The sequence below is a fragment of the Arthrobacter sp. 05L417 genome (assembly GCF_056397865.1).
The window spans coordinates 168133-190902 of record NZ_JBFTOG010000002.1 but is presented as its reverse complement, the minus strand read 5'-3'; the positions used below and the strand labels follow the sequence as shown (position 1 = coordinate 190902).

18 protein-coding genes and 2 tRNA genes are annotated in these 22770 nt (G+C 64.4%); 4 read left to right on the top strand and 16 right to left on the bottom strand.

The features are described from left to right. Positions 1-328 precede the first annotated feature (328 nt). The gene (gene leuD, locus AC1DJW_RS02810; RefSeq protein ID WP_459341979.1) at positions 329-931 is read right to left on the bottom strand and encodes a 3-isopropylmalate dehydratase small subunit; all 603 of its coding nucleotides are present in this window, start codon (positions 929-931) and stop codon (positions 329-331) included. A gap of 10 nt (positions 932-941) precedes the next feature. Beyond that, positions 942-2396: a 3-isopropylmalate dehydratase large subunit gene (gene leuC / locus AC1DJW_RS02805; protein ID WP_284751149.1), complete on the bottom strand. Its 1455-nt coding sequence runs from the start codon at positions 2394-2396 to the stop codon at positions 942-944. A gap of 112 nt (positions 2397-2508) precedes the next feature. Between leuC and AC1DJW_RS02800 the strand changes: the two genes are divergently transcribed. Together AC1DJW_RS02800 and AC1DJW_RS02795 are read left to right on the top strand one after the other, a co-directional pair. Then, positions 2509-3228, top strand: coding sequence for an IclR family transcriptional regulator (locus tag AC1DJW_RS02800; RefSeq protein WP_028264661.1), 720 nt, complete (start codon positions 2509-2511; stop codon positions 3226-3228). A gap of 69 nt (positions 3229-3297) precedes the next feature. Beyond that, positions 3298-3861, top strand: coding sequence for a DUF1697 domain-containing protein (locus tag AC1DJW_RS02795; RefSeq protein WP_284751150.1), 564 nt, complete (start codon positions 3298-3300; stop codon positions 3859-3861). Between the two features lie 182 nt (positions 3862-4043). Here the strand turns inward: AC1DJW_RS02795 and AC1DJW_RS02790 are convergent. Both AC1DJW_RS02790 and AC1DJW_RS02785 read right to left on the bottom strand, forming a co-directional pair. Then, positions 4044-4116, bottom strand: a tRNA-Glu gene (locus tag AC1DJW_RS02790). A gap of 141 nt (positions 4117-4257) precedes the next feature. Then, positions 4258-4329: transfer RNA gene (locus AC1DJW_RS02785), tRNA-Gln, on the bottom strand. Between the two features lie 334 nt (positions 4330-4663). On the opposite strand from AC1DJW_RS02785, the gene AC1DJW_RS02780 reads away from it, so the two are divergent. Further along, a complete protein-coding gene (locus AC1DJW_RS02780) occupies positions 4664-6127 on the top strand; it encodes a hypothetical protein (RefSeq protein ID WP_390283141.1) in 1464 nt (487 codons plus the stop codon). A gap of 7 nt (positions 6128-6134) precedes the next feature. On the opposite strand, the gene AC1DJW_RS02775 is transcribed toward AC1DJW_RS02780, so the two are convergent. The 4 genes from AC1DJW_RS02775 to AC1DJW_RS02760 form a co-directional block, all read right to left on the bottom strand. After that, a complete protein-coding gene (locus AC1DJW_RS02775) occupies positions 6135-6848 on the bottom strand; it encodes an HAD family hydrolase (protein ID WP_284751152.1) in 714 nt (237 codons plus the stop codon). 12 nt (positions 6849-6860) lie between these two features. Then, positions 6861-8375, bottom strand: coding sequence for a glutamate--tRNA ligase (gene gltX / locus AC1DJW_RS02770; RefSeq protein WP_476900633.1), 1515 nt, complete (start codon positions 8373-8375; stop codon positions 6861-6863). A gap of 87 nt (positions 8376-8462) precedes the next feature. Continuing rightward, the gene (locus AC1DJW_RS02765; protein WP_241707477.1) at positions 8463-9239 is read right to left on the bottom strand and encodes a fumarylacetoacetate hydrolase family protein; all 777 of its coding nucleotides are present in this window, start codon (positions 9237-9239) and stop codon (positions 8463-8465) included. A 54-nt stretch (positions 9240-9293) separates the two neighbouring features. Beyond that, complete coding sequence (locus AC1DJW_RS02760; RefSeq protein ID WP_476900632.1) at positions 9294-10076, bottom strand: MBL fold metallo-hydrolase; 783 nt, start codon at positions 10074-10076, stop codon at positions 9294-9296. Positions 10077-10215: 139 nt separating this feature from the next. Here AC1DJW_RS02760 and AC1DJW_RS02755 point away from each other — a divergent pair, with 139 nt between their 5' ends. Beyond that, the gene (locus AC1DJW_RS02755; protein ID WP_459341982.1) at positions 10216-10953 is read left to right on the top strand and encodes an SGNH/GDSL hydrolase family protein; all 738 of its coding nucleotides are present in this window, start codon (positions 10216-10218) and stop codon (positions 10951-10953) included. A gap of 185 nt (positions 10954-11138) precedes the next feature. Here AC1DJW_RS02755 and AC1DJW_RS02750 read toward each other — a convergent pair whose 3' ends face one another. From AC1DJW_RS02750 to serA, 8 genes are all read right to left on the bottom strand, one after another. After that, positions 11139-12251 carry a branched-chain amino acid aminotransferase gene (locus AC1DJW_RS02750; protein WP_284751156.1) on the bottom strand — a complete coding sequence of 371 codons (1113 nt, stop codon included), beginning with the start codon at positions 12249-12251 and terminating at the stop codon, positions 11139-11141. Positions 12252-12385: 134 nt separating this feature from the next. Continuing rightward, a complete protein-coding gene (locus tag AC1DJW_RS02745; RefSeq protein WP_390283151.1) occupies positions 12386-13450 on the bottom strand; it encodes a 3-isopropylmalate dehydrogenase in 1065 nt (354 codons plus the stop codon). 83 nt (positions 13451-13533) lie between these two features. Continuing rightward, on the bottom strand, positions 13534-14325 hold the full coding sequence (locus AC1DJW_RS02740) for a class F sortase (protein ID WP_476900631.1): 792 nt from the start codon (positions 14323-14325) through the stop codon (positions 13534-13536). 72 nt (positions 14326-14397) lie between these two features. Then, positions 14398-15117, bottom strand: a complete 720-nt coding sequence (locus AC1DJW_RS02735; protein WP_476900630.1) for a hypothetical protein — start codon at positions 15115-15117, stop codon at positions 14398-14400. Positions 15118-15554: 437 nt separating this feature from the next. Beyond that, positions 15555-17114, bottom strand: coding sequence for a methionine--tRNA ligase (gene metG, locus AC1DJW_RS02730; protein WP_476900629.1), 1560 nt, complete (start codon positions 17112-17114; stop codon positions 15555-15557). A 221-nt stretch (positions 17115-17335) separates the two neighbouring features. Next, positions 17336-18091, bottom strand: coding sequence for an ABC transporter ATP-binding protein (locus AC1DJW_RS02725; protein ID WP_078108578.1), 756 nt, complete (start codon positions 18089-18091; stop codon positions 17336-17338). Continuing rightward, positions 18088-20892, bottom strand: a complete 2805-nt coding sequence (locus AC1DJW_RS02720; RefSeq protein WP_390278959.1) for an ABC transporter permease — start codon at positions 20890-20892, stop codon at positions 18088-18090. Before AC1DJW_RS02720 ends, AC1DJW_RS02725 begins: the two co-directional genes overlap by 4 nt. Before the next feature lie 210 nt (positions 20893-21102). Next, the gene (gene serA / locus AC1DJW_RS02715) at positions 21103-22698 is read right to left on the bottom strand and encodes a phosphoglycerate dehydrogenase (protein WP_390278961.1); all 1596 of its coding nucleotides are present in this window, start codon (positions 22696-22698) and stop codon (positions 21103-21105) included. Between the last annotated feature and the right edge of the window lie 72 nt (positions 22699-22770).

Below are 22770 nucleotides of genomic sequence, written 5' to 3'. Positions count from 1 at the left end.
CAGCTAAGCATAAAAGCTGGCGTTACCGATTCGAAATGCCGGGGCGCGGCGAAGGCTGGCTTTCAGCGACGCGGGGTCACTTACGGCCCATGTTGCCGCCCGGCATGGGCCGTAAGTGACCCCGCGTTAGTTCCCGATCCATGGATAACCCCTCATTCCAACCCCAACGACGACCATGGAGGGCGCACAACGCCGGGATCAGGCCATGACCACATCCTGCGAAACGGGCACGCACACGAAAAGGACCGGCGCACCCGTTCCATCGGGTGCGCCGGTCCTTTCAAGGTGCAGAAGCTACTCAGGCAGCCTCCGGCCGTGTGCCGCCGCCCTACTGGGTGCGCGCCGGCAAGGTTTTCGGCTTGAATGAAGGCCTTGTGGCCTCGTAGGCCGTGATGTCTTCCTCGTGCTGGAGCGTCAGGCCGATGTCATCCAGGCCTTCCAGGAGGCGCCAACGGGTGTAGTCATCGATCTCGAAGGGTGCCACGACGTTACCGCACTCAACGGTCTTGGACACGAGGTCCACTTTGACTTCGGTGCCGGGCGCGTTTTCGAGCACTTTCCAGATGAGCTCGATGTCGTCCTGGGCAAGCTCGGCCGCCAGGAGGCCTTGCTTTCCCGAGTTGCCGCGGAAAATATCGGCGAACCGGGAGGAGAGTACGGCCTTGAACCCGTAGTCCTTCAATGCCCAGACTGCGTGCTCGCGGGAGGAACCGGTACCAAAATCGGGTCCTGCTACAAGTACGGAGCCGGCGCTGAAGGGCTCTTGGTTCAGGATGAAGGATGCGTCCTTGCGCCATGCGGCGAACAGGGCGTCTTCAAAACCGGTGCGGGTAATCCGCTTCAGGTAGACCGCCGGAATGATCTGGTCCGTGTCTACATTGCTCTGGCGCAGCGGGACACCGATGCCGGTGTGGGTGGTGAACTTTTCCATGGGGATCCTCCTAGGCGGCGTCGGTGGTGGTGGATGCGGAAACAGAGGCAGGCTCCAGGTCCGAAGGCGAGCTCAGCGTTCCGCGTACCGCCGTGGCTGCAGCGACTACCGGCGACACCAAGTGGGTGCGGCCGCCCTTGCCCTGGCGACCCTCGAAGTTGCGGTTCGAGGTGGATGCGCAGCGCTCCCCCGGTTCCAGCTGGTCCGGGTTCATGCCCAGGCACATGGAGCAGCCGGCGAAACGCCATTCAGCGCCGAATTCCTTGAACACCTTGTCCAGGCCCTCGGCTTCGGCCTCAAGGCGGACGCGTGCCGAGCCGGGGACCACGAGCATCCGGACCTTGGGGTCCTTTTCGCGCCCTCGGATGACATCGGCGGCGGCACGGAGGTCCTCGATGCGGGAGTTGGTGCAGGATCCGAGGAAGACCGTGTCCACCCGGATGTCCTTCATGGGCGTGCCGGCTTCGAGGCCCATGTACTGCAGTGCGCGCTCGGCAGCCAGCTTGGCGTTCTCGTCACCGAAGTCCCCGGGGAACGGTACCGCTTCGTTGAGCGAAATGCCCTGGCCGGGGTTGGTCCCCCAGGTCACGAACGGCTCCAAGGTATCGGCGTCGAGATCAACCTCGACGTCGAAAGCGGCGTCGTCGTCGGTGTGCAGCGTGTTCCAGTATTCGACGGCGGCGTCCCACTCCTCGCCCTGCGGGGCGTGCGGGCGGCCGTACATGTAGTCGTAGGTCGTCTGGTCCGGAGCCACCAAGCCGGCGCGGGCACCGGCTTCGATGGACATGTTGCAGATGGTCATGCGGGCATCCATGGAGAGCGCCCGGATGGCCGAGCCACGGTACTCCAGGACGTAGCCCTGGCCGCCGCCGGTACCGATCTTGGCGATGACAGCCAGGATGATGTCCTTTGCCGAAACGCCCGGGCGCAAGGTGCCTTCAACGTTGATGGCCATGGTCTTGAAAGGCTTGAGGGACAGCGTCTGGGTGGCCATGACGTGCTCCACCTCGGACGTGCCAATGCCCATGGCCAGCGCGCCGAACGCTCCGTGCGTGGAGGTGTGGGAATCGCCGCAGACCACCGTCATGCCGGGCTGGGTGAGGCCCAGCTGCGGGCCGACGACGTGCACAATGCCTTGCTCGGCGTCGCCGAGCGAGTGCAGGCGGACTCCGAACTCCTTGCAGTTGTTGCGCAGGGTCTGGATCTGCGTGCGGCTGGTCAGATCGGCAATCGGTTTGTCGATGTCCAGCGTCGGCGTGTTGTGGTCCTCCGTGGCGATGGTGAGGTCGGGACGGCGCAAGGGGCGTCCGGCCAGGCGCAAGCCCTCAAAGGCCTGCGGCGAGGTCACCTCGTGCACGAGGTGCAGGTCGATGAACAGAAGATCGGGCTGGGCGTTGGCTCCTTCGCCTTCGCCCTTGCGCACCACGTGCGCATCCCAAACTTTCTCGGCCAGTGTCTTTCCCACGGCCTGCTCCCTTCACTGCGGTTGGCTTGACTACTTCCACTGAACATCAGCGATCCAAACTGCGCCAGTGAAACAACTTGCATCTCAGATATTGAGACGGCAATATCATTACATGGACAATTCTAGTGGAGTCGGCGTCATCGATAAAGCGGCCCAAGTGCTCGACGCACTTGAGGCGGGGCCAACCACCTTGGCCCAACTTGTGGCAGCAACAGGGCTGGCCCGTCCCACCGTTCACCGGCTGGCGCTGGCGCTCGTCCATCACCGCCTCGTGAGCCGCGACATCCAAGGCCGCTTTGTCCTCGGCAGCCGCCTTGTCGAGCTTGCTTCGGCGGCCGGCGAAGACCGCCTTATCGCTTCTGCGGGCCCGGTCTTGATCCAGTTGCGCGACGCCACCGGAGAGAGCGCCCAAATCTTCCGGCGCCAGGGCGACTGGCGCGTCTGCGTTGCCTCGGCCGAACGCCCGATCGGCCTGCGCGACACCATTCCCGTGGGCACCCAGCTTTCCATGAAGGCCGGCTCCGCCGCCCAGATCCTGCTGGCGTGGGAAGACCACGACCGCCTCCTGGACGGACTTCAGAACGCCCGCTTCACGCCGACGGTCCTGGCAGGAGTACGACGCCGGGGCTGGGCCCAGAGCCTCGGCGAACGCGAGCCTGGAGTCGCCTCGGTTTCCGCACCCGTGCGCGGCCCTTCCGGCCGGGTCATTGCTGCGGTGTCCATCTCGGGCCCCATTGAGCGCCTGACCCGCCAGCCAGGACGCCTCCACGCCGAAGTCGTCTGCAACGCCGCCCGGGTACTGACCGAGGCCCTGCGCAAGAACAACGACTAGGCGCTTCCCATTTCCCGCCTGCTTAGCAGTGGCACCCCTCCTGTAGACGGGCGCATGTAGGGTGGGCGCATGAACAGCTTTGCCGTATTCCTGCGCGGGATCAACGTGGGCGGGATCAACATCAAGATGGCCGACCTTAAAGCAGCCCTCAAGGCGTACCCCTTCACCGACGTCAAAACCCTGCTGGCCAGTGGCAACGTGGTGCTCCAAAGCGAGCTCGATTCGGCGGGAGTCAAGGAGCAGTTCGAGAAATGCTTAAGGGAAGCATTTGGCTATGACGCCTGGGTGGTGGTCCTGACCGCGGAACGCGTTGCCGAACTGGTGGAAGCCTGCCCCTATCCCGCCGACGACAAAACCACGCACAGCTACATCACCCTCGCCTCGGACACTGCCATGTTGGACGAGCTATTCGACGCCGGCACAGCCCTCGGCCCCCCAGGGCAGGGCGGCGTCGAGCACGTCCGGCTGGGTCCCGAGGCCTCGGCATGGCTCGCCCCGGCGGGAGGCACGTTGGACAGCCCCTTCAGCAAGCTCTCCGCAAAGACCCGCTACAAGGCGAGCACCACCACACGGAACCTGCGCACGCTCATCAAGGTCAGGGACGCCGCAGAAGCCCTCCAGAAGACCACCTGAGCTGCCCCGGTACCGTTCTCCCCCCTTTTGACACGGGGAACCGCCTGCGACACGGCAAGTCGCGTCATTCCTGGGCTTTCGCGCGGCAAACAAGGGGAGAAAGGTACGGGGTCCGACGTCTCACCCGCACCTTGGGAAAGAAAAATCCCCCGGAACCTGATGGTTCCGGGGGATTCATTTTGTGACCCCAGCGGGATTCGAACCCGCGTTACCGCCGTGAGAGGGCGGCGTACTAGGCCGCTATACGATGGGGCCTTGTACTTTGTTTTACTGCTTTATTGAATACCGCTTCCGGCATTCAAGCTGAATGAGTATTTCATACATTCAGCATTGTTTCAAATCGGCGAACCGTTTCGAAACTCCAAATTCCCGCACATATATGCGGATTATTCAGAGCTGGGATACCAGGACTCGAACCTAGAATGACGGTACCAGAAACCGTAGTGTTGCCAATTACACCATATCCCATTGGCACTTTTAGGCCGGATTCGAAGGCCTAAACCTTCGCTCCGTGCCCCTCAGCACGAGTAATTACTTTACCCGAGACTTTCGATGCACACAAATCGGCCGCGCACGCCCTCATCGCCCTGGCCGGCACCCCCGGCGATCGGCCGGCGTGGACAAAAAAACCCTTGCAATCGGCAGGGCCTTAGCTTTACTCTCGGTAAGTTACCAATCGGTAACCAACGTCACGCACTTGTTTCGTGGCGCAGCTGCAGGCCAAGTCGCCTCTTAGCTGCGTCACATGGGGGGATCCCTGGCAGCAGCGCCGCTGCCGGGAAGTCATCGAGAGGAATTGCCCATGACACCGAACCCTGCCATTTCGACCAGTACACGAAGCCGTGCCCAGATAATCGCTATTGCCGTACTCGCACTCCTGCTGATCGCGCTCCTCGGTTTCTACACCTTGGTCATTGGGAAGATCGCGGCAGGGTCGGCGCAACTGGATGACGGCGCAGGTCAGGCATCTGCGGGCGCGGGCCAGCTCAGGGACGGCGCGGCGAGGCTTGCAGGCGGAGCCGCTGAAGCCGGGACGGGCGCGGCCAAGCTGGCTGATGGCGCGTCAAAGGTCCAAAACGGAATCCAGGGCAAACTTGCCCCGGGCGCCCAGCAGTTGAAGGACGGCGCCGACAAACTCGCTACGGGGGCCGTGAAGATCCAGAATGACGTCAACGCCAAGCTTGCGCCGGGAGTCTACAAAGTGGACGACGGCGCGCAGAAGCTCGCGGCAGGTGCCCTGCAACTTTCCGCAGCACTGACTCCGACGCCGGGCGGAGACGCCGAAAACAATCTCGGCGACGGCGCCACCCAACTAAACAACGGCGCGAACCAGCTCAACAACGGAGCCGCCCAGCTCGACGCCGGTGCTGCGCAACTCGACGCGGGCGCCGCCAGGCTCGCGGCAGGCACCGATCAGCTCAAGGGGTATCCGGGAGCCGGAGACGATCCCACCAAAGGAACAGGCTCGGCTGCGTTGGCCCAAGGGCTCCAGCAGCTCGCCGACGCCGCCAATGGCGTCCAGGGCGTGGTGCCCCTGGCGGCGCTGAAGGCGCAGATCAATGCCCTCAACGACGGCGCGCATCGCCTCGACGCCGGAGCCTCGCAATTGCAAGCCGGGGCGGGCCAGCTTTCGGCCGGAGCGGCGCAACTGCACGGCGGCACCGAACGGCTCGCCGATGGCACCGGGAAGCTGGCTGCAGGCACCGGGAAGCTGACGGCAGGTTTCGCCACTCTCGCCCAGAAACTCAACAGCCAGGATCCAGCGTCCCCGGGCGTGGTTCTGGGAACCCAAATGCTCGCCGATGGAACAGCAAAGATCCGCGTGGGCATGGACGGCGTACCGGGCGACCCTGAGCACCCAGGTCTCCTCAAGGCCACTGCCAGCATGACAGACGGAACGTCGCGCTTGGCGGCGGGCACGGACTCGTTGATGACGGGAATCAAGGGCAGCCCCGCTGATCCTTCCTCCCCCGGCCTCTTGGACGGTTCCACTGCATTGGCGGCCGGTGCCTCCAAGTTGTCCGATGGAAATGCCAAACTGGCCGCCGGCTCGGCCCAGTTGTCCACCGGTGCCGACAAACTCGCGGACGGAAATGCGCGAATCGCCGCGGGCACCGCGGAACTGCATCAGGGTGCTGCGGCGGTGTCGCCGTCGAGCATAACCGAAAAGTCGGATACCGGCACGGCGATCGGAATTGTGGGCGTCCTTGGCGCCGGTTCCGTCGGAGCGTTCTTTTTCCTGCGGAAGTTCCGGCTGGAGGCGTAGCTGCGGCTCAGGCGAGCAGTCGCGTCAAGGAGTCTATTTGGCGGCCGGAAAAGTCGGAGGCGAGCTCGCCGGCGCGGTTCAGCCAGACGCCCAGCAACCCGGCGGCGTTAGCGCCGTCGGCATCGAGAAGGCGGTTGTCTCCCACGAAAAGGGTCTCAGCCGGAGTAGTGCCCAGGCGGCGGACCCCTTCCAGGTAAATGGCGGGGTCCGGCTTGGGCACGCCCACGGTGTCCGTGCCGACGAGGACCGAGACCCGTGCGAGTCCAGCACTGTCGAGCTTCACCCGCTGGTAGTCATGGACATTGTTGCTCACGGCGCCATACGGGATGCCCGCGGCGTCCAGGGCGTCGAGGACGGGCAGGACATCGCTGAAGGCCCTGACATAACTGGGCTGCAGGCGCGAATAGTCATTGAGCCAGGTATGGGAGTCCTCTCCCCCGAGTTCCACGCCGAAATGCCCCAGGGCCGCGCGGCCACGCAGGAGGCGCTGCTCGTTGAACGTCAATTCACCGGCGAGGTACCGGTCATAGAAATGCGTGGTTTCGTGCGTGAAGATCCGTCCGAACTTCTCCCACCCGGCCTGGTCCAGGCCGGGCAGGAGGTGTTCGCTCACGTCACGCAAAGCCGTGGTCATGGCGTACTCAAGGTCCACCAGGGTGTCGTCGATGTCGAACAGGACACCCCGGACCGTGCCGAATGACTCATGAAGTGCGTTGATCACGGCGTGCCTGAACTAGCCGCAGAAAGAGCGCAAGCGGGTGAGCGAGGAGTCCTTGCCCAGGATGACCATCGATTCGAACAACGGCGGCGAGATGCGGCGGCCGGAGATTGCCGTCCGCACGGGGCCGAACGCAAGGCGCGGCTTGATGCCGAGATCCTCCACCAAGGCCTGCTTGAGCGCTGTCTGGATGCTTTCTGCCGTCCAGTCCGAGAGCGGTTCCAGCGCTGCCAGCGCAGCGTCCAGCACCTCGCCCAGGTTCTCCGGGAGACCCTTGCGGGCGTCGTCGGCGACGTCGATCGCGTCGTCGTTCTTGAACAGGAAGGCAAGCATCTCCGGAGCCTCGCCCAGCAGGGCGATCCGTTCCTGGACCAGCGGTGCGGCCTCGGCAAGGATCTCTTCCTGGCGCGGAGTCAGGATCTCCCCCACGAAGCCGGCAGCACGCAGGTAGGGAACGAGCCGCTGACGGAAATCCTCCGGCGTGAGCATCCGCACGTGCGTTCCGTTGATGGCTTCGGCCTTCTTGATATCGAAGCGCGCAGGGTTGCCCAGGACATCGTGGATATCGAAGTTCGCAACGAGCTGCTCCACGCTGAAGATGTCCTCATCGGCGCTCAGGGACCAGCCCAGGAGGGACAGGTAATTGAGCAAACCCTCACGGATGAAGCCGCGTTCACGGTGCAGGAACAGGCTGGATTCCGGATCGCGCTTGGAAAGCTTCTTGTTGCCCTGGCCCATGACGTAGGGAAGGTGGCCGAACTCCGGCATGTACTCGGCCACGCCGATCGCGTACAGGGCGCGGTAAAGGGCGATCTGCCGCGGAGTGGAGCTGAGCAGGTCTTCGCCGCGAAGGACGTGCGTGATACCCATGAGTGCGTCGTCAACGGGGTTCACCAGTGTGTACAGCGGGGCGCCGTTGGCACGGACCACGGCGAAGTCGGGCACGGATCCCGCCTTGAACGTGATCTCCCCCCGCACGAGGTCGTTGAAGGTCAGGTCTTCGTCCGGCATGCGCAGGCGCAACACCGCATTGCGGCCCTCGGCCTTGTACTGGGCGAGCTGCTCTTCGGTGACGTGGCGGTCAAAGCCGTCGTAACCGAGCTTGGGGTCCCGGCCGGCGGCGCGGTGCCGCGCCTCGATCTCCTCCGGAGTGGAGTACGACTCGTAGATGTGACCGCCGGCCTTGAGCTTGGCGATGACGTCCTGGTACATGTCGCTGCGCTGCGACTGGCGGTACGGTTCGTGCGGCCCGCCAACCTCGACGCCCTCGTCCCAGTCGATCCCGAGCCACTTCAGCGCGTCAAGCAGTTGGTGGTAGCTTTCCTCGCTGTCGCGGGCCGAGTCGGTGTCCTCGATCCGGAAAATCAGCTTGCCACCGGTGTGCCGCGCATAGGCCCAGTTGAAGAGGGCCGTACGGATCAACCCAACGTGCGGAGTTCCCGTGGGTGAGGGGCAGAACCGGACGCGGACCGGGGTTTCGGCGGTCACGGCAGGAATGGCGGCAGAGTTCGACGCAGCAACAGTAGTCATAGTGGTTCCAACTTTACCGCGTGGCGCTAGACGAAACGGCCAGTGCCGCTTGACCGGAAGCGGCCCGCGGGGCGGACCGCCAGACCTCTACCGGCGGACTACCGGGTTGGACAAGCGGCCGATGCCTTCGATCTCGATCTCGTAGCGGTCGCCCTCCTGGACCAGGCCGACGCCGGCCGGAGTTCCGGTCATGATGACATCACCAGGAAGCAGGGTGAACGCCTGCGAAACGATCGATACCAGCTCGCGCACGCTGCGAATCATCTGGTTCGTGCTGCCGTCCTGGCGGAGTTCACCATTGAGCCAGCCCTTGATAGCCAGGTCCTCGGGGTCGAGTTCCGTCTCGATCCACGGGCCGAGCGGCGCGGAGGTGTCAAAACCCTTGGCACGCGCCCACTGCAGGTCCGTCTTTTGGACGTCGCGGGCCGTGAGGTCGTTTCCGCAGGTGTAACCGAAAATGACATCGTCCACGCGGTCTTCGGGCACGTCCTTGCAAATACGGCCAATCACAACGCAGAGTTCCGCTTCAAAGGAAACTTCCTCCGAGAACTCAGGCAACACGATCGGATCGTTGGGGCCGACGACGGCGGTGTTCGGCTTCAGGAACAGCAGGGGATGCTGTGGGACCTCATTACCGAGTTCCCGGGCGTGCTCGGCGAAGTTCCGTCCCACGCCGATGACCTTGCTGCGGGGAATGATCGGTGCCAGCAGGCGCACGTCTTCCAGCTTGTGGCGGACCGAGGTCCGCTCGACGCCGTTGAAGAAGGGATCGCCATGGATGACAGTGATGACTTCACTGCCGGGCTCACCTTCGACGACGCCGTAGACGGGATCAGAATCAACAACAAACCGGGCGATACGCATGGGGTCTAGCGTACCGTCCGCCGGCGGGCACTACGCGCGCTCCGGACGAGACCGCTAGCCGCGCAGATAATCCAATTGGGCCGCCACCGAAGTTTCAGCTGCCCACCGCACGGAAGGATCGACGTCGGGATACACCGCATCGGTGACAGCCTGGACCTCGGCCTGGGCGCCGAGCCGCGCCAAGGCTTCACGGATCTGGTCCAGCCGCATCTCCCGGTGAGCCCTGTACTCGCGGCACACGGCGTCCACAGCCGGCAGGACGGGTCCGTGCGCGGGCAACAGCGTTGCCGGACCAAGGCTTTCGAGCGTGTCGAGGCTGGAAAGGTAGTCCCCCAGCCTTCCGTCGGGATAGTCCAGGACGGTGGTGCCCCGCCCCAGGATGGTATCGCCCGTCAGCACCGAGCCATCCGGTCCGTCGCCCGGAAGGTGGAAGCAGACTGAGTCCGAGGTATGGCCCGGCGTGGCAAGCACGCGGATCTCAACGCCTGCAGCCTCGATGACCTCGCCACCGCGCAACGGTTCGCCGCCGTGGCAGTGCGCCGGATCCGCCGCGCGGACGGGCGCGCCGGTGAGTTCGTGGAAGCGCGCAGAGGCCTCGGTGTGGTCCTTGTGCCGATGGGTGATGAGAACGAGCTCCACCGTTCCGCTCGTGGCCAAGGCCGCGAGGTGCGATTCGTCGCGCGGCCCGGGATCGACGACGACAACTCCAGCAGCGTCCGGGGCGGCAATGACGTACGAGTTGGTGCCGTCGAGGCTCATCGGACCCGGATTGGGCGCGAGCCGCGAGCGGGTGAAGGGGCTGGTGTTCTGGAAAGAGGCGTCATTGACCGGATTCACGTCTCCATCTTGGCACACGCCAAGGGGCCGGACCCGGGAACGGACGCCGGATGCCAAGAGTCAAAGAGGGCGCACGACGTAGCATGGTGCCAAGGCACTGGGACGGATGCATGTGGACAGTTGCGGAGGAGTGATCGGATTGCTGCGGAGTCAAACCCGGGGAAATGGACTTCTCCGGACGACGACGGCGATCGCCACCGTTTGCCTTTCCGTCCTTGCCGTCCTCAGCGCCTCTTCCTCCGACACTGGAGCACGGGCCGCGGGACCGGTCCAGCCCGCCGTGGTGATCATCGGAGACTCCCTCAGCACGGGACACGGCACCTCCCCTGCCGATGCCTGGCCCAATCTGGTGGAGAACGATCCCGGTTTTCAACAGTTCCACGCGACCATCGTCAATGCCGCGCATGATGGCAGCGGCTATGTCAGCGTCGGCGACAACGGATCGACTTTCGGTTCCCAAGTGGAAACGTCGGTAACGGACGGGACGCGCTTGGTGCTGTTCTTTGGTTCCGAAAATGACATGGGCACCACTCCCGGAGAAACCGAGCTTGCGGCCGCACGGGCGTTTGCCTCAGTCAAGTCCCGCGCGCCCGACGCCGACATCGTGGTGGTCGGGCCGCCGTCGTACACGAGCACGCCCGAGGCGGAAAGGCTCAACATCCGCGATCAGGACAAGGCCGCTGCCCAGAAAGCGGGCGCCGACTTCGTTGATCCGATCGACCTCGGCTGGATCATGGACGACGCCGCGGACCTCATTGGTCCAGATGGCGATCACCCGTCCGTCGCGGGCCAGCAGTATCTGCAGGCCAAGATGGAAGCGCTCATCGAACCGCGGGTCCGGCAAGCCAGCCCCGGTAACACCCCGCTCGCGGGTTGAGTTCGCGGGTTAAACAGCGACGGCGACCCGCCCACCAAAGTGGGAGGCCGCCGTCGGGCGCTCTCAAAGACAGGGCCCACGCCGGCGAGGGACCCGAGCCGAGCTTGCGAGGCTTGGGAGCCGGTAGGGCCCACGCCGGCGAGGGACCCGAGCCGAGCTTGCGAGGCTTGGGAGGCGGTGGGGACTTAGGCCAGGCGGGTGAGCCAGCCGTGCTTGTCCTCGACCGTTCCGGTCTGGATGCCGAGCAACTGCTCGCGGATGGCCATGGTGGTTTTGCCTGCCTTGGCGTCCTCGGAGCCGATGAACTCGGTCTTGTCCTTGAGTACTCCGATGGGCGTGATGACGGCCGCGGTTCCGCAGGCAAAGACCTCGGCGATTTCGCCGGAGGCCACGCCGTCGCGCCACTCGGCGAGGGTGATCTTGCGCTCGGAAACCTCGCGGCCCATGTCCTTCGCCACCTGGATGACGGAAGAACGGGTCACGCCTTCAAGGATGGTTCCGGTAAGCGCCGGAGTGGCGAGTGAGCCGTCCTTCATGACGAAGAAGACGTTCATGCCCCCGAGTTCCTCGACGGCGTCGTCGTTGAAGTGGTCCAGGAAGAGGACCTGCTTGCAGCCGTTCTCCTCGGCTTCCATCTGGGCAATCAAGGAAGCTGCGTAGTTTCCGCCGCACTTTGCCGCACCTGTTCCGCCTCGGCCGGCGCGCGCGTATTCACGGGAGATCCAGATGGATACCGGCTTGAGTTCGCCGCCGAAGTAGTTGCCTGCCGGAGAAGCGATGACCCGGAAGGAGACCTCGCGGGCTGCGCGGACACCCAGGAACGCCTCCGTGGCGATCATGAACGGGCGCAAGTACAGGGCTTCGCCGTCGCCGGACGGAACCCATTCCTTGTCTGCCTGCACGAGTTCGCGGATGGCGCCGAGGAAGTACTCCTCGGGCAGTTCCGGGAGGGCCAAGCGGCGGGCCGACTTGTTCAGGCGGGCGGCGTTGGCCTCGGGACGGAATGTCCAAACGGAGCCGTCAGCGTGGCGGTATGCCTTGAGGCCTTCGAAGATCTCCTGGCCGTAGTGCAGCACTGCCGCCGAAGGATCCAGGGAAATCGGTCCGTAGGCCTCGACGCGGGCACTGTGCCAACCGCCCTTGCCCTCTGTGTCAACGCTGTAGTCGACAATGACGGTGTTGTCGGTGAAGTAGTCGCCAAATCCCGGGTTTGCCAGGATAGCTGCACGCTCCTCAGCAGACTTCGGGGTCTCCGAGAGCTGCTGGCTGAATTCGACGCCGTGGGCAGTCTGAGTCATGTTTCCTCCAGTCGGCTACCTGGCAGAGCGAACCATCTCTTGGAGGATATGGTTCAGCGACGGACCACGGCAGCAGTAAATAATTCAAGTAAAGCTTACGCCCGGGCACAGGCCCTAAAGTGCCAGCACAGGCCCTAAAGTGCGGCAGCGATGGCGTCGCCGATGGCCGCGGTACTGCGGCTCTCGCCATTGCGGCTTTCGATATCGGCGACGACGGCGGCTTCGATCCTGCGGGCGGCGGTCGTGTAGCCGAGGTGGTCAAGCAGCAGGGCCGCGGACAGGATGGCGGCAGTTGGATCCGCTTTCTGCTGTCCGGCGATGTCCGGGGCGGAGCCGTGGACGGGTTCGAACATGGAGGGGGCGGTGCGGTCCATGTTGATGTTGCCCGAGGCCGCGAGACCGATGCCGCCGGTGATGGCCGCGGCGAGGTCAGTGATGATGTCGCCGAAGAGGTTGTCGGTGACAATCACGTCGAAGCGGGAGGGGTCGGTCACCATGAAGATGGTGGCAGCGTCGATGTGCAGGTAATCATGGGTGACCTCGGGGAATTCCTTGGCCACGGCCTCGACAGTGCGCTTCCACAAGTGGCCTGCGAAGACCAGGACATTGTGCTTGTGGACGAGGGTGACATGCTTGCGGGGACGCTCGCTGGCGCGGCGGAACGCGTCACGGACAACGCGCTCGACGCCGTGGGCCGTGTTGAGCGACACCTCGGTGGCAACTTCATGGGGGGTCCCTCCGCGGAGCGTACCGCCGTTGCCGACGTACGGACCCTCGGTGCCTTCGCGGACCACGATGAAATCGATGGTGCCGGGGTTGGCCAGCGGGCTGCCTACCGTGCCGTAAAGCCGCGAGGGCCGTAGGTTCACGAAGTGGTCAAGGCTGAAGCGGAGCTTGAGCAGCATTTCGCGTTCGATGATGCCTGACGGAATGCGGGTGTCTCCCGGCGCCGCACCGACGGCGCCGAACAGGATGGCATCGCGGGTACGCAGATCGGCCAGGACCTCGTCCGGGAGTGTTTCGCCGGTTTCAAGCCAGTGCTGGGCCCCGAGCTTGTATTCGGTCTGCTCCAGGGTGACGCCTTCTTCGGCGACAATCTTTTCCAGGACCTTGAGGGCTTCGGCAATGACTTCGGGGCCAATGCCGTCGCCGGGGATGACAGCCAGGTTGATCGTTGCGGCGGGGTGCGTTGCGCTCATGTTTTCAGACTGCCAATGCATCCACATTCTGGTCAAAATCGTCTCACCATTTGAGCGGTCGAGGGTCTTCCCTCCGCGGGCAGTTACTTGCCGGAAACAGGTGAAGCGACCACGGCGACATTTTTGCCCCAGAGATCCTGGGTGTAGCAACTGATCAGGACCAGTCGGTTGGGCACCGCCGCCCAGACGGGACTGTCTTTCAAAGTCGATTTTGTGTACGTCGTAACGGATTCGACTTTGTATGTCATCGTTCCCCTTGCCGTGACGACTTTGAGCTCATCCCCGGGGGCCGCCGCATAGCTGAGATGGTTGAAGGGCGCATCGAGGCCCTCCCAACTGTGCCCGATCACGTAGGTGGTATTCGTCGAGCCCGCTCCGGGGGTTCCGAACGTACTGAGCCAATATGCATCCATCGTCTCCGGCGGCTCAATGCTCTGCCCGCCAGCGGGGTCCGGTCGCAGCGGGTGAACCGCCACATCCAGGCCGACGGCCGGGTACGTAATCTGCAATGGGGCCGACGCCGCAGGAAGAGGCGGCGTTCCCGGCGCAGTCGCAGGAGCGCCAACTGCCGCCCTGTTCCCCCCGGGCTTGTTCGCAGGAGCAGGCGACGAAGGCGCCCGGCTCCCCGGAACGGAATCGGGCGCGGAACTCCGGGGCGAAGCCGAGGGGACGGCCGGCGCGGCTACGAGGGACGTCCCTGCCGTTGGCCCCGCGCCGAACGCGGCCGGGTTCCCGGGGCCGGAGACGCCGTAGACCAGCCAGGACGCAAGCAGCCCCCCGACGCAGACCGCCAACACCAGAAGATCCCTGAAACTAATGAGCAGGCCACGGATACCGACTGCGCGGGACTGCCGCGTGTAGCGGTGACTGGCCATGATCACTCCTGGAGATAGTGGAGCAAGTGGCTGGGTGCCGCCCATCAGATTGCGGCACCCAGCCGGGTTTGCCTAGCGGTCTGCCTTGCGGGCCCGAACCCCGCTCCTCACGACGACAAACGCGGCCACTGCGCTGAAGAGAGCAGTCAGGCCGGCAAGCCATCCGGGGATACCTGCATCCGCCTTCCCGCCAACGGCCGTCTGGACGTTGTAGCCCACGTTGGTCACTGCGGGGTCCGGTGCGGTTGCGGCCGTGACCGGAGTGACGGCTGCAGGCACAGGCGCTGCCGGCACAGCGACGGGTGGAACCACAGGCGTGACGACCGGCGGTGTCACGGGCCCCACCTGCTCCACCGGCGGGCTCGTCACCGGGTCCGTCGGCGGGCTCGTCACCGGGTCCGTCGGCGGGCTCGTCACCGGGTCCGTCGGCGGGCTCGTCACCGGGTCCGTCGGCGGGCTCGTCACCGGGTCGGTCGGCGGGGTGGTCACCGGCGGGCTAGCCACCGGCGGACCCGCCACGACGCAGCCAGCGTTAAGGATGGCGATGTTCTCCGGAGTGAGGTTTTGCCCGTTGGGCATAAAGCTGCCGGCGTTTGCGGGAATGATGTCGGCGGTGTCTGCGATATGACCGGACAGCGCCGACAAGCTGAGGGTCACTGCTACATAAGGGTGCGACGCCGAATGGGTGGCGTGGCAGATGGCGATCTTGTCCGAGGGTGCGGCATTCGCCGACACTGTGGCACCTAGCAATCCCAGGCCCACAACCCCCATGGTGGCAATAGTTCGTTTCATTTCGGTCCCTCCAACCACAATCAGGTTCGAGCTGACCAGACTTTGCGGAGTAACCGTCTTCGAGACCCAGGAAAGACAAGTACGGGAGACCTCAACCAGCGAGATGAATCTTGACAGTTACTCCCCAGAAAGTGTCATCAGTTCGCTTGCCTTTCAGGCTAGGTTTCCATCTCCTGATTAACGCGAGTGGCAGGTACGCGTTTGCAGGCGGCAAGCTGTGAGCCTTGTACCGGCCGCTACCTGCTCCGGATGGATCTCCACTCGCTGGCGGGAGGGCACCACTTGGAACTCATGTGACCGGCCGAACCCGCCTCCGGACACCGACCGGTCGTGGGACGGTAAAAGGAACACCCCCTCACCCGGCGGGGTGAGGGGGTGTCACGCACCGCAAAAGTGAGCGGGCGTTGGCCAAAAAGGCGGTGTAAGTGAGCGAGCGTCTAGGACTCGGCGGGCTCCTCGTAACGCGGAAAGACCGGGGCCGGGGCCGGGAGCTCCGTGCCGGGGACGATCGGAGTGGCGATGGCCGCGAACTGGCGGGCCTCGCCTTCCGGCTGTCCCAGCACCTCAAGCAGCTTGGCGGCCGACGTCGGCATGACCGGCTGGGCGAGGATCGCCACGATCCGGACAACCTCCAGCGTGACGTAGAGGACGGTGTTCATGCGCTCGACGTCGGTCTTGCGCAGCACCCACGGGGCCTGCTCGGCGAAGTACGCGTTGGTGTCACCCAGCACGGCCCAGATCGCCTCGAGGGCACGGCTGAATTCCTGCTTCTCGAAAGCGGCGCGGGCCACGTCCAGCAGTTCGCCGGCCTGGGCCAGTAGCGCGGAGTCCTCGGCTGAGAATTCGCCGGGGACCGGCACCTTGCCTTCGCAGTTCTTGGCCACCATGGACAGCGAACGCTGTGCCAGGTTGCCGAAGTTGTTGGCGAGGTCTGCGTTCATGCGGCCCACGATCGCCTCGTGGTTGTAGCTGCCGTCGGCGCCGAAGGGCACTTCGCGGAGGAAGAAGAAACGCACCTGGTCCAGGCCGTACTGCTCGACGAAATCCTTGGGAGCCACCACGTTGCCGAGGGACTTTGACATCTTGACCCCATTGTTGGTCAGGAAGCCGTGGATCATGACGCGCTTGGGCAATTCCAGGCCGGCGCTCATCAGGAAAGCGGGCCAGAAGATCGCATGGAACCGGGAGATGTCCTTGCCGATGACGTGGACGTCCGCGGGCCAGAACTTACGGAAGGCCTCCGAATCGGCATCCGGGTAGCCGACCCCCGTCAGGTAATTGGTCAGGGCGTCAACCCACACGTACATGACGTGCTTGTCGTTCCCCGGCACCGGAACGCCCCAGTCGAACGTCGTCCGGCTGATGGACAAGTCCTGCAGGCCCTGCTTGACGAAGCTGATGACCTCGTTGAAGCGGTACTGGGGGGCGCCGAATTCCGGCTGCTCCTCGTACAAGGCGAGCAACTTGTCCTGGTAGGCGGACAAGCGGAAGAAGTAGCTCTCCTCCGCGGTCCAAGTCACTTCGGTGTCGGTACCGCGCGAGTAGCGGACGCCGTCGTCCTTCAGTACGGTCTCGTCCTCGGTGTAGTAAGCCTCGTCGCGGACCGAGTACCAGCCCTCGTACTTGGACAGGTAGATGTCCCCCTTGGCTTCCATCTTCCTCCAGATGGCCTGCGAAGCGGCGTAGTGATCAGCGTCAGTGGTGCGGATGAAGCGGTCGTACGAGATGCCCAAGGCAGCGTGGGCCGCCTTGTAGATTTCGGCATTCCGGTCCACGAGTTCCTTGGGCGTGATGCCTTCCTTCTCCGCGGCCTGGGCAATCTTCATGCCGTGCTCGTCCGTACCGGTCAGGAACATCACGTCGTAGCCGTCGAGGCGCTTGAACCGGGCCATCGCGTCGGTGGCGATGTACTCGTAGGCATGCCCGATATGCGGCTCGCCGTTCGGGTACGTAATGGCGGTGGTGATGTAGAACGGGGGTTTATCTGGAGACGTCACTCTACGAAGTTACCTTCTCTTGGAGATGGAAAGACCGGACCGGCCGCATATGACGGCCGGTCCGGAGGCATCGGCGGGGCCCACGCCGCCAGGGTTCCCTGGCCGTGGGCCCACAGCCGCCGGGTTCCCTGGCTGTGGGCCCACAGCCGCCGGGTTCCCTGGCTGAGCTTGCGAAGCTAGGGGGCGGCTGGGGACTTGCGAGGCGAGGGTGGCGGTGGGGACTAGTTCAATTCAGTCAGCGTATCGCTGAGCCTGACAAGCTCGTGGTCGTGCGAGGCCACCAACACGGCAATCCCGTCACTGGTGGTGTCCTTCAGGATGCTGATGATGCGGTTTGCCGAGGTGCGGTCGAGGCTGGCCGTTGGCTCATCCACCACGAGGACACGGGTGCCCAGGATCAGGGCGCGGGCGATGGCGACACGCTGGCGCTCACCGCCGGAAAGCTGCGCCGGACGGTGGCGCATGCGCCGGCCCAGCCCCACCAGGTCCAGCAGGTCCTTCGCCATTTCAGTGCGCTGCTCCACTTCGCCGTCGGGAACAGCCGGCAACAGCACGTTCTCCAAGGCGCTCATGCCGTCGATCAAGGCACCGCCCTGGTCCACATACCCGATCAGCGCGCGGCGGCGGTCGGCGATTTCGTCGTCGCCCATTTTCTCGAGGGAGTCGCCCTCCCAGAGGACACGGCCCGACGTCGGAAGCGTGAGTCCCGCGCCCACCGTCAGGATGCTGGTCTTGCCTGAGCCGCTTCGCCCGGCGACGCAGTGCATCTCACCGGCGTGCAGGGTCAGGTTGAAATCCTCGACGACGGTCACGGGCTCTGCGCCACCCTTGTCACCGCCGTAGCGGATGGTGATGTTGCTCAACTGGAGGGGCATACCGTGGTCCGCTGCCCGGACGATGGTGTTGGCGCGGGTCTGGAACGACTCGTCGGTGGATTCCGTGGTCGCGGTCAGATCGGGTTCGAGATTGTCAGTCATTTGACCACTTTCGTTGCAATGGGAATCCAGCAAATTACGGCCAACACTCCGGCCAAGGCGGCCCAAAGTGCGGCATAAGGAGCGAGCAACAGGCCCAGGCCCAGCGCCCCCAGGACGCCCAGGATCAGGGCCACGGCTCCGACCAAGGCATTTTCGAAGAATCTGACCTGCCCCAGCATGTCCGGGTTCCAGCCCATGGCCCGCAGCGTGCCGAGCTGCTCGCGCCTGGCCTGGAGTTCGAAGCGACCGGTGACCAAGGTCAGCACGAGGCCCACGAGCACCCCGGAGACCGCCAGGATGACGCTTGGCAGCGCGATGGTGGCGGAGGCGAGCCCGCTGAGGGCACTCGCTCCAGCCGCGCGCGGGATGTCGATGAGCAAGGCGATCAGGGCACCAACGGCCGCCCCGAAGACGCCCACGGCCACGGCCAGCGCCACTGAGCTGAAACGGTGCGTGACCAGTTGGCGGTACGCGAACGTCAGCGGCGAATCCACCGCGATCAGGCGTTCATCGTGTTGGGGTTCCTGGTCGACGACGTCCCGGTGCCGCAATTGCTGGGCCGCTATGTAGGCGGCAGCGCAGTAGATGAACAGCACGGATGCGGAAACAATGACCGTAGCCAGGTTCCAGCTCAGGAGGCTCAGCGCAATGCCTGCCACGGCAACGATCCCCGCACCGATACCGAACTCCTCAAGGACCCAACTGCGGATCTTCCTTTGGGTCCAGCCCATGGCGCGGAGGATCCCCGCCTCGCTGCGTCGCTGGCGGATATAGCTGACGGTGGAAGCGCCGGTCAGGAGTGTGGCCCCGCACAGCGTCAGGAAGAGGAGGGTGATGTTGGTGCCTGTCAGGGAGCCGGAAACGGCATCGGCGGCATCCTGCCGAACCCAGGACTGCTGGACGGTGCCCAGCGCGGATTCCTTGCCGGCGTCGTCCTTCGAGTATCCGGGCACGAAGATGTTGGCGTCTTCACGCGCGGAGCCGGCCACCACTGTGGCTTCGAGCCCCATGTCGCGGATCTGGGCCGCGAGCTTGTCGACCTCCGGTTGGGCTTGCTTCCAGTTGCCTGGCGCGCTGGCGCGGACCCGGATGGCATCGATCACGTTGGCGTTGGAATCGTAACCGCGCGCTGCGGCAAGGCCGTAGTAGTCGGTAATTGCACCGGCAGACTGGCTGACCAAGCCCGTGGCGCTCAGCGAGGGCTTGAGGCCCTTGGCCGCGGTGTCATTGCCCGAAGCGTCCTTCTGGAGCGTCATCGGGGCCGGGTCATAACCGCCCAAGGGCAGCTTGTTGACGTCGCCCGCCGCTTTCTGGACCTGGGCGGGATCAAATGTCCCGTAGACCATCGGCAGTGGGGTAGCGGGCTTCGATCCCGTGGCAAGGTTCTCCCGGTACGAGCGCTCGTCGACCGGCTTGCGCTGGCTCTGGTCCACCATCGCCCCGAAAGCCGATTTCTCGGGAAGCTTGTTGACCGTCACCCAGTCCCCCGGTGTGGCGGACTTGCCGACGGCTCCATTCGCGGAGGTTTCGCCGTCCTTGTACTTGGGTGCCGCGGCGAAGTCGGTGCTCCACTGGGCCGGCTGGTACAGGCCTTGGCTGAAGTTGCCCGTGTTGCCGAGCAACTGGCTGTGGTCCGTGGATCCGGGCCATTCGAGGGCGAAGGGCGACTTTGACACGAACGGCAGGTAGTCCTTGTCCAAGGAACGCGAGACAGTGCCGACGTCGTTGACGACCTTGCCCGAATCATCGATTTCCTGGATCTTGACCGAATACTTCAGATCCAATGAGGTTCCCTGCCGGACGATCAAAGGAATGGCCTGCGAGGCATCGGTGATCTGGCCGGACAGCTTTGCCTGTTGGTACTGGGTCATGAGGGGTGCCCAGTATTTGAGCTTGACGCCCATGAAATCCGGGCCCTGTTCGAGTTCCTGTTGCGTAGGGCTCTTGGCGAAGAGTTGTTCGAAGTAGCGACCGATGGCACCGGCGTTGCGGGTGTCGGCCGGCGGAGCCTTTTGCAGCGGTGCAAGGAAGTCTCCGGCCGAGCCCAAGAGGGCGCGTTCAGCTGTCGGATCGACGGCGACGACAGACTCTGTGACCTGGGGAGCCATGGGCAGGGCCACCGAAAGGTTGAAGAGGTTGTGTTCCGAACCACCGGCAGGCGCAGGGAACTTGATGCCGGTCTCCCCTGCCGGGCCGGCGATGCGGATGCTCTTGCCCCCGGCAGTCTGCTGCTCTATGACCTGCCCCTTGCCGAGCGTGCCTTCAGCGCTGGTCTGGAAGAGGGTTTGCTGGGACACTCCATCGGAGCTCACTGCAGTGGCCGTCAGGCGGTACTTTTTGGGCTGCGCGGGAAGGACGGACTCTGGCGCGGGCCAGTTCTTCGAGTCAGTTCCGGTCGGATCTCCAGCGGTGGCCCCACCAGCCAGCCCCGCGTTGTAGCCAAGGTAATCCATGGCATCAAGCCGCGGGGTTTCCAGGTTCTGCGTCACCCGGGAAACGAGGCTGATCGGCGCCGCGACGGACGTACCGCCCAGCCCACGGATCTTCTCGAGTTGCGGGAAGCTGATGCCGCCCTGGCCGTTCGCGATGTCCGGCTGGAGGAGCGCCCCGCCGTCCTTGGTGTCCGCGGACTTGGCCTGGACCAGGATGTCGTACAGGCCGCGTGAGTTCTCATCCACTGTCCGGTTCAGCGCGGCCTGCGACTGGCTCTGGATGAATACGGACAAACACATGGCGACGATCAAAATGGCCGCGGTCAACAGAAGCACGCGGCTTCGGATGAACCTCTGGACGGCGTTCATAGGGCTCCCTGAGTCCTGGATTGCGGGTGTGCACACTGCTGTCCCTGGAACCATGCCGAGGCAATAGGAATCCACCGGGTGCGTGCAAAAGATATTGGCCGGCCTGCCGCCGGTTCCGAATTTCGGACCAAGCCATTGTAGGCAGACCGGCCAATAATATGTGGCCGATGTGAACTGCGGCACACGTTTCTAGCTCAAACGGTTCGGATGCTAGTCCTCCAGGTCGACTTCACGAACCATGTCGGCACCGATGCCGGCCTTGATGGCTTCAAGGACCTGCTGCGGCACCGAAGTGTCGATCGTGAGCAGCGCCAGGACCTGGCCGCCTTCGCTCTGGCGGGCCACCTGCATGCCGCCGATATTGATGTTGTTCATGCCCAGGATGTGGCCGATGGTGCCGATGACACCGGGACGGTCCGCGTAGGAAACAACCACCAAGTGCTCGCTGATCGGGATTTCGACATCGTAGCCGTTGACGCCCACGAGCTTCTGGACCTGCTTGGGCCCGGTGAGCGTGCCGGCTACGGAAATCTGGGAGCCGTCGCTAAGGGCCCCGCGGATGGTCAGGACGTTGCGGTAGTCCTCGGCTTCCGGCGTCGTGATCAGGCGGGTGTTGATGCCGCGCTGCTCGGCGATGACGGGTGCGTTGACGTAGGAGACCTGCTCGGTCACGACGTCGGCGAACACGCCCTTGAGCGCTGCCAGCTCAAGGACCTTCACGTCCAGGCTGGAGATTTCGCCCGCGACCTCGACGTCGATCTGCGTCAGGGATGCATGGGTCAGGGCCGTGAAGATCCGGCCGAGCTTCTCGATCAGCGGGATTCCGGGGCGGACGTCGGAGGCGATCACGCCACCGGCGACGTTGACGGCATCCGGCACGAGTTCGCCGGCGAGGGCGAGGCGCACGGACTTCGCCACGGAGACGCCGGCCTTTTCCTGGGCTTCGTCCGTGGAGGCACCCAGGTGGGGCGTCACGATGACATTGTCCATGCCGAAGAACGGAAGGTCGGTGCTCGGCTCCTTGACGAACACGTCGACAGCGGCGCCGGCGATCTGACCGTCTTCCAAAGCCTCGTGGAGGGCTTCCTCGTCGATCAGGCCGCCACGGGCGACATTGACCACATAGGCCGTTTCCTTCATCTTCTTGAAGGCGTCGGCGCCCAGCATGCCCACCGTTTCCGGGGTTTTGGGCATATGGATGGTGATGAAGTCCGACTTCTCCAGCAGCTCGTCCAGGGTGACGAGCTTGACGCCGAGCTGCGCCGCGCGTGCGGAGGTGATGTAGGGGTCGTAGGCGAGGATCTCGGTCTCGAAGCCCTGCAGGCGGGCAGCCACGAGCGCTCCAATGCGTCCGAGGCCGATGATGCCGATCTTCTTCTCGAAGAGTTCGATGCCCGTGTACTTGGAGCGCTTCCACTCGCCGCCCTTCAGGGCGGAACTGGCCTGGGGAATGTGGCGGGCAAGGCTGAGGATGTGGCCGACCGTGAGTTCGGCGGCGGACACAATGTTCGACGTCGGGGCGTTGACCACCATGACGCCGGCCTGGGTGGCGGCCTTGATGTCCACGTTGTCCAGGCCGACGCCTGCACGCGCGATGATCTTGAGGTTCTTGGCTGCGGCAATTGCCTCGGCGTCCACCTGGGTGGCTGAACGCACAAGGATGGCGTCGACGTCGACGATTGCGGAGAGCAGCTGGGACCGGTCCGCACCGTCGGTTTGGCGGATTTCGAAGTCCGGACCAAGGGCCTCGATCGTGGCGGGCGAAAGTTCCTCAGCGAGGAGTACTACTGGTTTGGTGCTAGTCACCGGTGACCTCTTTAGCTCTCTTTTTCAGGTGGGGTTTTGGTGAAACGATTCTTTGACGACGAAGGCCGGACC